Source organism: Streptomyces cinnamoneus, from assembly GCF_002939475.1.
Lineage (GTDB): Bacteria > Actinomycetota > Actinomycetes > Streptomycetales > Streptomycetaceae > Streptomyces > Streptomyces cinnamoneus_A.
The window spans coordinates 6,426,609-6,440,813 of the sequence record NZ_PKFQ01000001.1 but is presented as its reverse complement, the minus strand read 5'-3'; the positions used below and the strand labels follow the sequence as shown (position 1 = coordinate 6,440,813).

Here is a 14,205-nt window from a genome sequence, read left to right as displayed (position 1 = left end):
AAAGGGGTTCTCCACCGGGGGCCGGCACCGGTTGCGTTCCGGTGCCGGGAGCCGCGGGCGGAGTGGCGTCAGTTCTTCTCCATGGCCTCGATGAGGCTCTTGGGGCGCATGTCGGTCCAGGACTTCTCTATGTAGTCGAGGCAGTCCTGGCGGCCGGCCTTTCCGAAAACCGCCCGCCAGCCCTCGGGAACGTCGGCGAAGACCGGCCAGAGGGAGTGCTGGTTCTCGTCGTTGACCAGGACGAGGTATTCGGCGTCGGGGTCCTCGAACGGGTTCGTCACTGTCTTTTCCTTTCCGTCGCCCGTGCTGGGGAGTCGTCGAAGAGCGGGTCTTTCACCAGCGCCATTCACGTTTGTTGAGGAGGTGCTCGGCGGGTATTCCACGGTCGGCGCACCAGGTGAGGAACTCGTCGATCTGCTGGAGCTGGTAGGTGTCCTCGTCGTAGGTGGTGGCCATGACGTGGCCGAGCCACTCCTCCTCGCCCATGGCGTAGACGTACGCCTCACGGGCGCCGAACTCCGTCATGATGGCGGCGGCCTGCGCGGCGTCGGAGCCGGAGAGCTTGCGGGAGCCGCTCATCTTCTTGGGCACCGGCCGGGTCAGCAGGGCCCGGTAGAGCCAGGTGAGCGGGGCGCCGTCGCACTCCATGCCGAGGAAGGCCATGTCGGCGGTGCCCAGGTGCTCGCGCACGTAGCGGTAGAGCCCGGGGTCGATGCCGGAGGAGTCGGCGCCGACGTAGACGGACTTGCCGGCCAGCCGCACCCAGTAGGTCGACTTGGCGCGGATGTCCAGGTCGCAGTGCTCGCCGAGGAAGGGGGTGGCCACGACCTCGCCGCCCGGGAAGGGCACCTCGTCGAAGTCGTCCACCTCGACCACGGGAAGGCCCAGGTGCCGCAGGTAGAGCCCGACGGAGGGGTCCACCAGGTTGCCGCGGGAGGCCCGCGGGACGACGACCGCGCCGACCCGGCCCCGCAGCTGGAGCAGGGTCTCCAGCACGATGTGGTCCTGGTGGCCGTGGGTGATGAGCACCAGGTCGATGTGGTCGGGCAGGTCGTCGTAGGTGAAGCGGTCGCCGTGCGAGCCGTCGGCGCTGATGAAGGGGTCGGTCAGGATCGCCGCGCCGGGGCTCTGCAGCAGCAGGCAGGCGTGGCCGAAGTAGCGGATCCGGCCTCCGGCGTCGATGTGCCGGTCGGGAGAGCCGGCCGGCTCGTCGGCCAGCAGCCCGGGCAGCAGCGCGGCCTGCGCGTCGTCCAGTTCCAGGGCCTCGCGCAGGGCGGCCTCGGTGGTGGGCCGGATCCGCGCCCGGAAGAGGTCCGCCAGGCCCTGGTGCCGGAAGGGGACGGCCAGTTCCAGGACGTCGGGCGCGGGCAGCCGGGGGGTGCTCAGGATGAACGGGCGCTCGACGCCCGGTTCCAGGGACAGTTGCACCGACTGCCGCTCCTCGGTGTACGCCGGGCTGTGGTACGCGAGGGGCTCGACGAACCGCACCGAGGCCTGGTTGCCGGTGTCGTACGCCAGCTCCACCAGCCCGGACAGGGCCTTGGGCAGCTTGGGGTAGAGGGGCGTCAGGTCGAACCCGGTGGCGTTCTGCCGCAGCAGTTCCTCGGCCTCGGCGACCGCGGCGGCGAATTCGAGCATTCCGGCGCGTTCCTTGCGGATCGAGTCGAGCAGCTCGCGCACCTCGTCGCTGCGCTCCTCGGGGATGTTCACGAAATAACCGCCGCGCAGGTCGGGGTTGTTGCTGGCCACGACGTGGCTCTCGGGGGACTGCAGATACGACTCGAGAAGCGGAACCTGGAGTCGTGCCAGGTTCATCGAGGCCTGGACCGGCGCCACCGTGTGGAACCACGCGTAGAACCGGTCGACCAGCGGCTCAATGATGACGCGTGATTTCAGGAATTTCTCGCCGCCTTGCATTTCAGTACCACCATCCCGGGATTCCGATGACGCGGCCTGTCACACTCAAAGGTGTTTTCGAATGAACTCTGTCATGGCGCGCCGTACTCGATCAAGATGTTCGGGCCTGGGCACTTCCGCCGCCGTGGCCCGGTGTTTCCGTCAGCCGTGAAGCCCGGCGGTGGCGGCGCGGCGCCGGACGATCGCCGTCATGGCGCCGTTCCCGCGTCCGTCTGCCGCAGCGCGCGGTCGCACGCGGCCAGGTGCGCGCCGAGGGCCTCCTCGAAGCCGACGCTGGACGCGTCGAGCATCAACTGGCGTCGTATCGCCAGTTCCGCACCGGGCACCCGCCCGGCCAGACCGTCGGCCGCCTCCAGCGCGCCCGGCAGGTCGTCGCTGACGGCGTGCACCAGGTGCAGCGCCAGCGCGTCGGCCGCCTCCAGGGGAGCGCCGAAGAGGATCGCCCGGCGGACCGCGCCGGTGCCGCCGCCCTCCCGCACCAGCCGGTAGAGCGCCATGCCGGGCCAGGGGGCCCCGGCCGCCACCGGCAGCACCAGGCGGGTGTCCGGGGAGACGACGCGGTGGTCGGCGGCGAGCAGGGCGTCCAGGGCCGTACCGCCGCAGTCGCCGGTCGCGACCGCGACGGTGGCGGCGGGCAGCCGTTCCAGCCGGCGCAGAGCGCGCTCCCACTTGCCGACCAGTCCGGGCGTCAGACCGCGGGTCCACTCCCCGTCGGGAGCGCCCGACGCCTCGACGACCACCCGCGTGGGCGTGCCGCGGTCCTCCACCCGCTCGCACGCCGCGGTGACGGCGGCGACGAGGCCGGCCGACGGCGGCCGGGTGCCGTCGATCCTGATCACCTGACGGCCGGTGGACGGGGCCGTCACCACTGGACCAGCGCCGTTTCGATCGTCGATCCGGGGCCCATGGTCATCAGCACTCCGTAGTCGCCGGGCGCGGCGACGCCTTCGTGGAGCAGCCGCTCGTAGGAGAACAGGAAGGAACCGCTGGAGAGGTTGCCGTAGTCGCGCAGCACGCCGGTGGTGTGCCGCACGTCGTGGCGGGTCAGGCCGAGGTTGACGCGCACGGCGTCGATGACCTTCTTGCCGCCCGAGTGCACGAGCCAGTGGGCGACGTCCCCGCGGCGCAGGCCCGCGTCGGACAGCAGCCGGTCGACGACCCGCTCGGCGTGGGCGCCGACCACATAGGGGATCTCCGGGTCGAGGAAGAAGCTGAACCGTCCCTGCCGGTCGTCCCAGTCGAAGCGCATCGCGTCGACGGCGTCGGTGATGAGGTGACTGGCGAAGGACAGCACGCGCGGGCCGCCCGCTCCCCCGGCCGCCGTGGGCGGTGCGTCCTCGTCGTCGGGGGTCAGGAGGGCGACGGCGGCGGCGCCGTCGCCGAACAGGCTGTTGACGACCGCGGTGCGCATCGAGTCGTCGATGACGTACGCGGCGGAGCACGCCTCGGCGCACAGCATGACGGCGAGCCGGCCGGGGTGGGCGGCCGACCAGGCGGCCGTCGCGTTCAGGGCGTTCAGGCCCGCGTTGCATCCCATGCCCACGACGTCCACGCGGTGGCAGGCCGGGTCGATGCCCAGCTCGCGGATCAGCAGGGCGCTGAGTCCGGGGGTGAGGAAGCCGGTCGTGGTCACGCAGCACAGGTAGCCGAGCCCGGAGAGGTCGAGGCCGGCGTTCTTCAGCGACTCCTGGAGCGCACGCCCGCCCATGTCGAGGGCGAGCCTGCGGTGCTTGGCCAGCAGTTCGCCCTGGAGTTCGGGAACGGGCGAGCCGTCGGCGTCGCTCGGGGGGACCGACAGGAAGCGCCGTTCGATGGCGCTGTGGGAGAAGACGGAGCGGACCTTCGGGTCGCTGATCGCGAACAGGTCCAGTAACTCGCCCTGGGAGTAGGGGTTTCCGGCGACAGCGGTGCCGACCCCGGCGATCACCGGGTCCGGGCGCCGGTGCCGGCGGCCGGTGGGCGGCGCGGCCGGACGGTCGTCCGGGGTGACTGTTGCGCTCATCGGAACGTCCACCCCCACATGCGGGGCTTGCTGCGCGGTGGGAACCCTGCGCGGACCATGACGATCATCCTTCCTCGACGGCGTCGGCGGATGCGCCCGACGCGGTTTCGCTCTCGTGCTCGATGAACGCGGCGAGCCGGCCGACGCCCTCGTCGATCTCGGCCAGGCTCAGGTAGCTCACGGACAGCCGGATCTCGTGCTCGCCGCCGCCCTGCGGGTAGAAGTACGCCATGGGCGTCCAGATCACGCCGAAGTCCTGGGCCGAGCGCGCCAGCGCCGCGTTGTCGGCGACGAAGGGGACCTTGACGACGAGGAAGAACCCCCCGTCCGGCTTGTTCCAGCGGACCTTCAGTCCGGCGCGGCGCGGTTCGGCGAAGCACGCGTCCAGCCGCCGCAGGGTGGCGCGCATCGCCTCGCCGTAGTGCGCCGCCGTGCCGGCGTTGAGCTGCGAGGCGCGTCCGCCCGCGGCCAGCAGCATGCCCGCCACGGCGGCCTGGCTCAGCGGCGAGGTGTTCACCGTGACCATGCTCTTGAGCTTGGAGAGCTCGTCGGCGAGCAGCCGGGTCGCACCCGCCCGGTCGGTGACGGTCTGGTCCGCGACCGCGAATCCCACGCGTGCGCCGGGGAAGAGCGTCTTGGAGAACGAGCCGAGGTGCACCACCCGGCGGTCACGGTCCAGGGACTTGAGCGTGGGCAGCTGGATCCCGGGGCTGACCAACCGGTAGGGGCTGTCCTCCAGCACCAGCAGGTCCAGCCGTCCGGCGAGCTCCAGGAGCTCGTGCCGGGCCTCCAGCGACATCGTGTTCCCGGACGGGTTGGCGTGGTCGGGCACCACGTAGAACGCCCGGGGCCGGCGGCCGCGCGCCCGCTCGGCGCGCACCACGGCCTCCAGGTCGGCGGGATGGAAGCCGTCCTCGCGCTCGGCGACGGGGGTGGGGTCGATGTCGAGCAGCCGGGCCGCCCCGGTGATCCCGACGTAGCAGGGGCTGGCGACCAGCAGCGCGTCCCGGGGGCCTTGGACCAGCGCCCGTAGCGCGAGGACCATGGCCTCCTGGCATCCGACGGTGACGACGATGGACTCCGCGGGCACGTCGATGCCCTCGTCGGCGCGCAGCCAGTCGGCGATCAGGCCGCGGATCCTGCCGCTCGTGGGGCCGTACTGGAACAGGGCGTCGCGGATCTGCTCGGGCGTCTGTCCCTGCTCGGCGAGGTGGTCGCAGTAGCGGCGCAGGGACGTGAAGACCTGTTCGACGTCGAAGAAGCGGTCGTACGGGCGGCCGGGGGCGAAGGAAACCGCCTCCGGGTAGCGGTGGGTGATCTCGTTGAGGAAGTTCATCGTGTCGAGCACCGGGTCCCGCAGGCTTCCGTGCAGGTCCTCGCCGCGCAGGTCGCCGGTCCGCGGCGCCTCCGGGTCGTCGGCGCTCCGGGCGGGGGCGGGCGGCGGCGGTTCCGGGGCGGCGGTGCCGGTCGCGAGACGGACGAGGCCGGGTGTGGCGTCCGCGACCGAGCCGAGGCCGGAGAGGCTCATCGCGTCGGTCAGTTCGCCGACGAGGATGTCCAGGACCCGGGCGACGCCTGACGCTCCGTCCACGGCCAGCCCGTCGAGGACCGGCCGTCCCAGGAGCACCGCGTCGGCGCCGAGGGCGAGCGCGGCCAGGACGTCCACGCCGCGGCGCACCCCGCCGTCGAGCAGGACGGGGCAGGCTCCCGCCAGCGCGGCGGTGATCTCGGGGAGGGCGTCGAGCGTCGCGACGGCGCCGTCCAGCTGCCGGCCGCCGTGGTTGGAGACGACGACGCCGGCCGCTCCGGCCTCTACGGCGCGGCAGGCGTCCGCGGCCGTGAGAACGCCCTTGACCAGCACCGGCAGGGAACTGACGGACCGCAGCCACGCCACCGCTGACCAGTCGAGGCCGGGGTCGAACTCCATGAGGGAGTGGTCCCGGGGGGAGGCGAAGCCGGCGCCCTCCAGGTTGGCCGGGCCGATGCCGGCGGGCAGCCGGAAGCCGTTGCGCAGGTCGCGCAGCCGCCGGCCCAGGTGCGGGGCGTCCGCGGTGAGGACCAGGGCCTCGAATCCGGCGCGCTCGGCCCGTTCGACCAGGCGCCGGGTCACGTCGCGGTCGCGGAAGCAGTAGACCTGGAGCCACAGGGGGGCGCCGGCCGCGGCGGCGGCGACGTCCTCCAGGGTCCGCCCGGCGAAGGTGCTCACGATCAGCGGCAGCCCGGCCCGTCCCGCAGCGCGGGCCGTCGCGGTCTCCCCCTCCGGGTCCGCCATCGTGTGGTAGGCGAGGGGCGCGATGCCGACCGGTGCCGCCCAGTCGCGGCCGAGGATCCGCGTCATGGTGACGGGTCGTCCGGCGCCGGTCAGCACGCGGGGCAGCAGCCGCACCCGCCCGAAGGCGGCGAGGTTGGCCGCGAGGGTGCGTTCCTCGCCGGCGCCGCCGGCGAGGAAGTCCCAGACCGCCGCGTCCATGCCGCGCCGCGCCAGGTCGGCGTAGTCCGCCAGGGTGAGCGCCGCCGGGGCCGCGACGGCGTGGCCCTTCATTCGGCGGCCACCCGGTCGAGCTCGATCGCCTCGTACAGCGACCGGATGTTGGAGCTGCCGAACCCGCGGGAGCCGCGGCGCTGGACGAGCTCGTAGAAGAGGGTGCCGCGTGCGTAGGGCGAGCGGGTGAACAGCTGCAGCAGGTATCCCCACTCGTCGCGGTCGGCCAGGACGTCGGCTCCCTTGAGGTCCGCGATCTCGCCGGCCATCTCGGGGAAGCGCCGCTCCAGCAGGCCGTAGTACGCGGCGGGGGTGCTCAGGAAGTCCACCCCGCGCCCGCGCAACTCGTGCACCGCCGGAACGATCTCGTCCACCAGGAAGGCGAGGTGCTGCACGCCGGGGCCGTTGTTCTTGTCGAGGAACGCGTCGATCTGCCCCGCCTGCTTCTTCTTGTCCGGCTCGATGAGGGTGAAGGTGATGCCGCCGGACGCACTGCGCACGACCACCGAGTCCATGGCCTGGTCCCCGAAGGCGACGTACTCGCCGGAGTAGCGGCCCAGCCCGAAACCGCGCTCGTAGAACTCCGTGTGGTCCTGCAGGGTGCCCGCTTCCAGCACCACCGCGACGTGGTCGAGGACGGAGATCCGCTCGACCGGTCCGGCGGCTGCGGACAAGGGCGTCCACGCGCGCCCGGCCGGCAGTCGCGTGGCGGCGTCCGGCCCGTCGGGGAACAGGGTGTGGCGCACGCCGCCGAAGCCGGTCACGGCCGGGCCGCCGACCGCGTCCCCCAGCTCCCGGGCGCCGGCCGCCGTCGCCGACGCGAGCGTCCCGGCGACGTCGTCGCAGCGCAGTGCCATGTCGGCGACGCCGTCGCCGTGTTCCTCCAGGAAGCGCCCCGCCGCCGGGCCGGTGGAGACCAGGACCTGCACGGTGCCCTGGCGCAGCAGCACCGTCTCCAGGCCGGGGCGCCCGGCCCGCGCGACCCTGCGGAATCCCAGGGATCCCGCGAGGTAGCCGACCGTAGCTGCTTCGTCATGTGCGTAGAGCTCGACGTACTCGATGTCCAGCGCGGCCATGGCACGACCTCCCACGAAGTGGAATGGCTAATGTTTGTCAAGGAATTCGATGATCGACGCGTTGACCTCCTGCGGCCGTTCCAGGTAGCCCAGGTGGCCGCAGGACGGGATCTCCACCAGATCGCAGTCCGGGATGGCGTCGGCCACCTCGGCGCACAGCGCGGGCGGGGTGATGACGTCGTCGGTGAAGGAGATGACACGGCACGGTGCGGAGACCTTCCGCAGCTCCTCGCGCCGGTCGCTGACGATGTCGGCCCAGGCCTGGCCCGCGGCCGTGTGGCCCGGGGCGGACAACTCGAAGAGGTCCAGCCACCGTTCGACCTTCTCCTCGTCGTTCCGCGTGGCGGGCGAGAGCATCTGCAGGACGGACACGAAGGCCTCGTAGGCGGGCGGCATGCGGACGCCGCTCTCGATGAGGGCGCGCTGTGCCGTCACCTCGGCCCGCCGGAACTCGTCGGCGCGGCCCCGGGTGCCCAGCAGCACGGCGCAGCGGACGGATCCGGGGCTCTGGATCGCCAGTTCCTGGGCGATCATGGAGCCCAGGGAGGTGCCGACGATGCGGCACGGCGCCAGGTCCAGCGCGTCGATGAGGCCCTTCGTGTCGGCGACCATGTCGTCGAGCGTGTACTTCCCGGGCGGCGCGTCGGACGGCGGAACCCCGCGGTTGTCGAAGGTCACGGACTCGTAGCCCGCCCGGGCCAGCGCGGGCGTCTGATGCGTCGTCCAGACCCGGCCGGGAGAGGACGAGCCCATGACCAGCAGAACGGGCTTTCCCCCGCCCGAGCGGCTGTAGGAGATCCTTATACCGTTGGTGAAGACCTGCTGCATATCATGCCCGCATCATTCTCGTCGTCGAGATCCCGGCCGGCGCGAGCATTTCCGCGCATCCGTCAAAGCGCCGGTCCCGCTGTTAATTTCATGAGGCACAGAACTATGACACCGTCTCGGAATCCGATCAACGTCGAACAGGGTGCGCGCGAATGCCCGTGCGGCGGGGCCGGGTAGGAGAGTTCGCGATCCCTCCCTTTTCCGGGAAGAGGCGGACGACGCCACGGCGACGGCGGGGCCCACGCCCTTATGGCAGCGCACGCCCCACATCGTCGTCACGAAACGCACACACTTCGCGAAAAGACGGCACGCAGCCGGAGTGAGGAATTCCGGCACGGGCGCCCGAAGGGCCCGTCCGACACCGCACCGAAAACAGCCGCGTGGCACCGCACGAGGGCCGAATCGTCACCCGGTGGCAGATCACCCAGCCCGGCGGAAGCCCGCGTCAGGAGTCGGCGCGGTCGTCCAGCTCCCTGGCGAATTCAACCCACATCTGCGCGAATTGCACGGCGAGCTGCCCCACCAGGACCTCGCAGTGCGCCGGCACCGCGGCGGACAGCTCCGCCCAGTCCTCCGCGCCGATGGCGTTGTGCCGCAGCAGCCGCAACAGCCTCCGGCCGCCGTCGTTCAGCCGCAGTGACGGGTCGCGCAGGAGCTTCTCCAGCACGACGGTGGGGTTGGTGTGGGCCTCGCGGATCGCCCGACGGGCTTTGCGGCGGGCGAGCTGGGCGCTGCGCGAGTAGGCGGCGCCCTCGCTCGCCGCGGCGCGGGTGGGCACGGGCTCCTCGCCCCGTTCGAGCCGCTTGCGCACGTCACTCGCCGTGGCGAGGGAGATCCCGGCGACCCTGGCCACCTCCCGCAGCGACGCTCCGGGGCGTTCGGTCATCACTTCGGCGGCCTTGCGGCGGCCCTCCACGCTGCTGAGCGGGCGGACCCTGCCGTCCCTGCCCACCCGGCTGTTCGACTGCGTCGTCGCGTCGGTCGAACAGCGCCGGATGGTGGCGACGGCCTTGGCGCCGAGGCCCGCCGCCTCGGCTATGACGCGGTCCGACAGGTGCGGATGGGAGGCGATGATGCGGGCGGCGGCGGCCCGGCGGTCGGCCGGGGAGAGCGGGAAGCCGTGGGAGACGTTGGCCCGCACCGCACGCAGAAACGCTTCTGCCTGCGATCCGTCGAAGTACTCGACCTCGATGGTCTCCAGCCCCCTGCGCTTGGCGGCCTCCAGCCGGTGCATGCCGTCGATCACGCGCCGGGTGCACCGGTCGACGAGGATCGGCGGCAACGGCGAGTCGAGCTGCGAGAGTACAGCGATGTGTGCGTGATCGAGGCCCTGGAGACGGGGGGACTCCCCCGGCAGCAGCGAGGCGATCCGCACGGTCACGACACCCCATTCGGGAACCGTATCGGATTCGGGAAAACCAACGGCCGAGCTGTCTTGTACGATTCCGACGGCTCCGGAGTTCGTCGGGTCTAACACTGGCAACGTCTCCCCCGCGTGAGTACCTATTGTGCTTGGCGCCTTTCCTCGGGAGGCTGAGGCATCGGTTCCCGCTTCTTCACGTATGCGCGTCTTCATAGGTGTTCGCGATTACCACAATCCGTGTCGGGCGCTGGGCCCCTCACTCGATGTGTCACGCCGAAGCCGGTCCGGCGTCCCGTCTCCGTCAGGCTCTCGCACACGGCCAGGTTTTAAGGTACTGATACTAAGCAAGGCAACAGCCGCCCCGTCAATGGCTTTGCGCCCCTTCGAGGCATGAACCGCAGCCCCAGGCACCCGACACGGAAGGTTTCGCATGCGCATCTCGGGATCGCTTCTTCCCAGGATCGGTGATGAAATCACCGACCAGAAGATCAAGCCCGGCACCGTGAGACGGATCCTCCCGTATGCCAGGCACTATCGCGTCGCATTGGTCATATTGATAGTGATGACCGTGCTGGACGCGGTGATCACCGCGGCGAGTCCGCTGGCCCTCAAGGCGGTCATCGACGAAGGCATCGTCCCGGAGGAACTCGGGGTCGTGGTGTGGCTGTCCCTCGGGGTCGCCGGCCTCGCCCTCGTCGACGCGGTGGCGGTCTACGCCCAGACCTGGTTCTCCGCCCGGATCAGTCAGGGGCTCGTCTACGACCTGCGGACCACCGTGTTCCGCCATGTCCAGCGCCAGCCGCTCGCGTTCTTCACCCGGGCACAGACCGGATCGCTGGTCAGCAGGCTGAACACGGACGTCATCGGAGCCCAGGAAGCCGTCTCCTCCCTGCTCTCGCAGACAGTCTCGACGGTCCTGACCGTCACCCTCGTCATCGCGGCCATGTTCTACCTGTCCTGGCAGATCAGCATCGCGGCGCTGGTCATGATCCCCTTGTTCCTCCTACCCGTCAAGAAAGTCGGACACAGACTTCAGCGACTGGCCCGGGAGAAGATGCAACTCGACGCCGAGATGGGCTCGATGATGAACGAGCGGTTCAACGTGGGCGGGGCGATGCTCGCCAAGCTCTACGGCCGGCCCGCACGGGAGTCGGAGCAGTTCGCGGCCAGGGCGGGCCGGATCCGGGACATCAGCGTTCTGGAGTCCCTGTTCGGACGCTCCTTCCTCGTGCTGGCGACCCTGCTCGCCTCCTTGATGACCGCCATGATCTACGGTCTGGGCGGGAGCCTGGTCGTCCACGGCACGCTCCAGATCGGCACGCTCGTCGCCATGGTGACACTGCTCGCCCGGCTCTACGGTCCCATCAACCAACTGTCCAACATCCAGATGGACTTCATGACGGCACTTGTCAGCTTCGACCGGGTCTTCGAGATCCTTGACCTCGAACCGCTGATCATCGAGCGGCCCGGCGCCCGCGCCCTGCCGGCCGCCGCCGGCGCGGCCGGCGACGGCCGGAGCCGTGCGCCCGAGGTCGAGTTCGACCAGGTCTCCTTCCGGTACCCGGCCGTCGGGGAGGTCTCGCTCGCCTCCCTGGAGTCGATCGCGCTGCCGACTCCGGAACGCGACGGCGACACCATGGTGCTGCGGGACCTGAACTTCCGCATCCGTTCCGGGCAGATGACCGCTCTGGTCGGCCCGTCGGGCGCCGGCAAGACCACCATCACCCACCTGGTGCCCCGGCTCTACGACCCGGTCTCCGGCGTCGTGCGGATCGACGGCCACGACATACGGGACGTGACGCTGGAGTCGCTGCACCAGACCGTCGGCATCGTCACCCAGGACGTCCACCTCTTCCACGACACGATCCGCACCAACCTGCTCTACGCCAGCCCGGACGCCTCGGAGCGGGACCTGCTCGACGCCTGCGACGCGGCGCTGATCGGCGAGACGGTCGCGGCGCTGCCCGACGGCCTCGACACCGTGGTCGGCGATCGCGGCTACCGGCTGTCCGGCGGTGAGAAGCAGCGGCTCGCCCTGGCCCGGCTGCTGCTCAAGAACCCGCCCGTCGTCGTCCTCGACGAGGCCACCGCGCACCTCGACTCCGCCTCGGAGGCGGCGATCCAGCAGGCGCTGAAGACGGCGCTGGCCGACCGCACCTCGCTCGTCATCGCCCACCGCCTGTCCACCATCCGCGAGGCCGACGAGATCCTGGTGATCGATTCGGGCCGGATCGGCGAGCGCGGCACCCACGAGGAACTGCTCGCCGCGGACGGTCACTACGCACGGCTCTACCGCACCCAGTTCGCCCGCCAGAACGGCGACGGCGACCCCCGCCCGGTCGGCAGGCCCGCGGCGAACCCGGCGGCGGCCGGCTAGCGGGACCGGGCCGGCCGGCGGCCGGAGCACGGAGCACGGAGCACGGAGCACGGAGCCCGGCGAGAACGACCACGGCCTTCCGGTGGGTGCGGGCTTGACGCCGCGCATCCGGCCGGAAGGCCGTGGTCGTACGGGGGAACCGCCTCCCCCGCCGTCGGCCGTCGGCCGACGGGGGGGGGAAGCACCGTCAGTTGAGCCGGCCGCGGATCCGCCAGAAGGACAGTCCCGCCATCACGGCCGTGACCAGGGCGAACAACCCGGCCTCGTACCACTGGAACTTCCAGTAGCGGCTCGCGGGCTGTTCCTTGACCTCCACGTGCAGGTCGGCGTCCGCCAGGCACTTGAGCATCGAGGACTGGACCGAGTTGTTGATGCAGTTCGCGTACATGGCCGTGTGGCCGATGTTCTTCCCGGCGGAGTTGAGCATGGGGCTGGTCTCCACCACCCAGTCCCCGCTGGGCACCTTCAGGCCGCCGATGTCGCCGTACTGGCCGAGGAAGCTGAGGGATTCCAGCGCGGTCGGCGTGAGCTTGACCGTCGAGCTGACGGGCGTGACGAGGTTCGGCCGGATCATGTTCGGCATGGCGACCTGCACCACGCCGAACAGCACCAGCGTCACCGCCATGGCCGCCAGGGTGCGGCGGATGAACAGGCCCAGCGTCACCCCGAGCACGAAGGCGAAGGCCGCGTAGGCGACCGGCACGATGTTGCGCGCGGCGAACGGGATCGGCGTGAACCGGTCCGCCTGGACCTGGTCGAACGGGCCGGCCGCCCACGTCAGCAGCAGGCTGAGCGCGCCGGTCACGGCCATGCTGCACAGGCCGACGAACCCGAGCTTGACCGCCAGCCAGCGCTTGCGCGTCACGCTCTGGTTCCACACCAGGCGGTGGGTGCCCAGTTCCAGCTCGCGGGTGATCAGGGGAGCGCCCCAGAACATGCCGATGATGCCCGGGATGACGATCAGGAGGTAGCCCAGGATGGAGACCTGGACGTGGAACTGGTCCGTGAACGAGGCCAGCAGGCTCGGGCAGTTGCCGTGGCTGCGGCACTGGTCGAGCACGCTGTCGTGCTTGTCCCGGATCTGCATGCCGAGCGTCACCAGATAGATCCCGATCACGGCGACCACGGCCAGCGCGGCCAGGATCTGGGTGCGGAACTGGCGCCAGGTGAGCCAGATCATCGCTGCGCCTCCGAAGCCATCGAAGCGGGACGGACGGAACCGGAGTTCGCCCGGGTCATGTAGGCCAGCACCAGCTCTTCCAGCTCGATCTTCTCGACGTTCCAGCCGACGGGCGGCAACGGCCCGTCCGCACGCACGATCACGGCGCTCCCGCTCAGGGTGTTGTCGGTCTCGATGGCCTCGACCCCGGGGGGCAGGCTGGTGAAGTCACCGCGGCTGCCGGTGAACCGGTAGTGGGCGGCCAGCAGGTCCTGCACCGTACCGGCGACCTGGACGCGGGACTCGGACAGCACGATCAGGTAGTCACAGACGCGTTCGACGTCGCCGAGCAGGTGGGAGGACAGGATGGCGCTGGCGCCGAGGTCGGCGACGAACTCCATCAGGTTCTCCAGGAACGCGTGCCGGGCGAGCGGGTCGAGCGCGGCGGCGGGCTCGTCGAAGATCAGGAGTTCCGGGCGCTTGGCGGCGGCGATCGTCAGGGCGAGCTGGGCGCGCTGACCGCCGGAGAGCCGGCCCGCCTTCTGCCGGGGGTCCAGGCCGATCTGGGCGATCCGCCGCTTGGCCAGCGGCGCGTCCCAGGAGGGGTTGAGCTTGGCGCCCATCCGCAGGTGTTCCGCGACGGACAGCCCGGCGTACACCGGCGTGTCCTGGGCGACGAAGCCGACCTTCGCCAGGTGCGCCGCGTCGGCGGCGGGGCGCGCACCGAGCACGCTGATCGTGCCCTCGGTCGGCGCGATGAGCCCGCAGGCAAGCTGGAGCAGCGTCGACTTGCCCGCGCCGTTGGGCCCCACCAGGCCGACGACGCGTCCCTGCGGAATGTTCAGGTGGCAGTCGGTCAGGGCCTGGCGACGGCCGTACCGTTTGCCGAGCCCATGGGCTTCCAGTACCGGAGTCATTGTGTTTCCTCGAGTCGGTTGCGGGGGTCCTGGTGACCGGGACCCCGGCTGGTCGGATCGGCCCCGCTCCGCCGACCCGGCCCG

General features: G+C 71.1%; 11 protein-coding genes. 1 reads left to right on the top strand and 10 read right to left on the bottom strand.

Features of this window, described 5'->3' with window-relative positions; genetic code table 11:
- Positions 1–68: 68 nt before the first annotated feature.
- From CYQ11_RS28265 to CYQ11_RS28230, 8 genes are all read right to left on the bottom strand, one after another.
- Positions 69–281 (bottom strand): MbtH family protein, encoded by a 213-nt coding sequence (locus CYQ11_RS28265; RefSeq protein ID WP_099198722.1) that lies wholly within the window; start codon positions 279–281, stop codon positions 69–71.
- Between the two features lie 52 nt (positions 282–333).
- The gene (locus CYQ11_RS28260; protein ID WP_099198721.1) at positions 334–1,917 is read right to left on the bottom strand and encodes an MBL fold metallo-hydrolase; all 1,584 of its coding nucleotides are present in this window, start codon (positions 1,915–1,917) and stop codon (positions 334–336) included.
- A gap of 188 nt (positions 1,918–2,105) precedes the next feature.
- On the bottom strand, positions 2,106–2,783 hold the full coding sequence (gene dpgB / locus CYQ11_RS28255) for an enoyl-CoA-hydratase DpgB (RefSeq protein WP_099198741.1): 678 nt from the start codon (positions 2,781–2,783) through the stop codon (positions 2,106–2,108).
- Positions 2,780–3,919 (bottom strand): 3,5-dihydroxyphenylacetyl-CoA synthase DpgA, encoded by a 1,140-nt coding sequence (gene dpgA / locus CYQ11_RS28250; RefSeq protein WP_099198720.1) that lies wholly within the window; start codon positions 3,917–3,919, stop codon positions 2,780–2,782. The genes dpgB and dpgA overlap by 4 nt, the downstream gene beginning before the upstream one ends.
- 64 nt (positions 3,920–3,983) lie before the next feature.
- The gene (locus CYQ11_RS28245) at positions 3,984–6,461 is read right to left on the bottom strand and encodes an aminotransferase class I/II-fold pyridoxal phosphate-dependent enzyme (RefSeq protein ID WP_099198719.1); all 2,478 of its coding nucleotides are present in this window, start codon (positions 6,459–6,461) and stop codon (positions 3,984–3,986) included.
- Positions 6,458–7,477 (bottom strand): 4-hydroxyphenylpyruvate dioxygenase, encoded by a 1,020-nt coding sequence (hppD, locus tag CYQ11_RS28240; RefSeq protein ID WP_099198718.1) that lies wholly within the window; start codon positions 7,475–7,477, stop codon positions 6,458–6,460. The genes CYQ11_RS28245 and hppD overlap by 4 nt, the downstream gene beginning before the upstream one ends.
- A gap of 27 nt (positions 7,478–7,504) precedes the next feature.
- Positions 7,505–8,305 (bottom strand): alpha/beta fold hydrolase, encoded by an 801-nt coding sequence (locus CYQ11_RS28235; RefSeq protein ID WP_099198717.1) that lies wholly within the window; start codon positions 8,303–8,305, stop codon positions 7,505–7,507.
- A gap of 445 nt (positions 8,306–8,750) precedes the next feature.
- Positions 8,751–9,686 (bottom strand): ParB/RepB/Spo0J family partition protein, encoded by a 936-nt coding sequence (locus tag CYQ11_RS28230; protein ID WP_240003312.1) that lies wholly within the window; start codon positions 9,684–9,686, stop codon positions 8,751–8,753.
- A 544-nt stretch (positions 9,687–10,230) separates the two neighbouring features.
- Between CYQ11_RS28230 and CYQ11_RS28225 the strand changes: the two genes are divergently transcribed.
- Positions 10,231–12,045 carry an ABC transporter ATP-binding protein gene (locus CYQ11_RS28225; protein ID WP_398780446.1) on the top strand — a complete coding sequence of 605 codons (1,815 nt, stop codon included), beginning with the start codon at positions 10,231–10,233 and terminating at the stop codon, positions 12,043–12,045.
- Positions 12,046–12,232: 187 nt separating this feature from the next.
- On the opposite strand, the gene CYQ11_RS28220 is transcribed toward CYQ11_RS28225, so the two are convergent.
- Both CYQ11_RS28220 and CYQ11_RS28215 read right to left on the bottom strand, forming a co-directional pair.
- Entirely contained in the window at positions 12,233–13,225 is a 993-nt protein-coding gene (locus tag CYQ11_RS28220) for an ABC-2 membrane transporter-related protein (RefSeq protein ID WP_099198714.1), read from the bottom strand.
- Positions 13,222–14,121 (bottom strand): ABC transporter ATP-binding protein, encoded by a 900-nt coding sequence (locus tag CYQ11_RS28215; RefSeq protein WP_099198713.1) that lies wholly within the window; start codon positions 14,119–14,121, stop codon positions 13,222–13,224. The genes CYQ11_RS28220 and CYQ11_RS28215 overlap by 4 nt, the downstream gene beginning before the upstream one ends.
- Positions 14,122–14,205: the final 84 nt, after the last annotated feature.

Coding starts and splice junctions, on each gene's coding strand:
- CYQ11_RS28260 (WP_099198721.1), bottom strand. CDS start 1,917: ATGCAAGGCGGCGAGAAATTCCTGAAATCACGCGTCATCATTGAGCCG.
- dpgA (WP_099198720.1), bottom strand. CDS start 3,919: ATGAGCGCAACAGTCACCCCGGACGACCGTCCGGCCGCGCCGCCCACC.
- CYQ11_RS28245 (WP_099198719.1), bottom strand. CDS start 6,461: ATGAAGGGCCACGCCGTCGCGGCCCCGGCGGCGCTCACCCTGGCGGAC.
- hppD (WP_099198718.1), bottom strand. CDS start 7,477: ATGGCCGCGCTGGACATCGAGTACGTCGAGCTCTACGCACATGACGAA.
- CYQ11_RS28235 (WP_099198717.1), bottom strand. CDS start 8,305: ATGCAGCAGGTCTTCACCAACGGTATAAGGATCTCCTACAGCCGCTCG.
- CYQ11_RS28225 (WP_398780446.1), top strand. CDS start 10,231: ATGACCGTGCTGGACGCGGTGATCACCGCGGCGAGTCCGCTGGCCCTC.
- CYQ11_RS28220 (WP_099198714.1), bottom strand. CDS start 13,225: ATGATCTGGCTCACCTGGCGCCAGTTCCGCACCCAGATCCTGGCCGCG.
- CYQ11_RS28215 (WP_099198713.1), bottom strand. CDS start 14,121: ATGACTCCGGTACTGGAAGCCCATGGGCTCGGCAAACGGTACGGCCGT.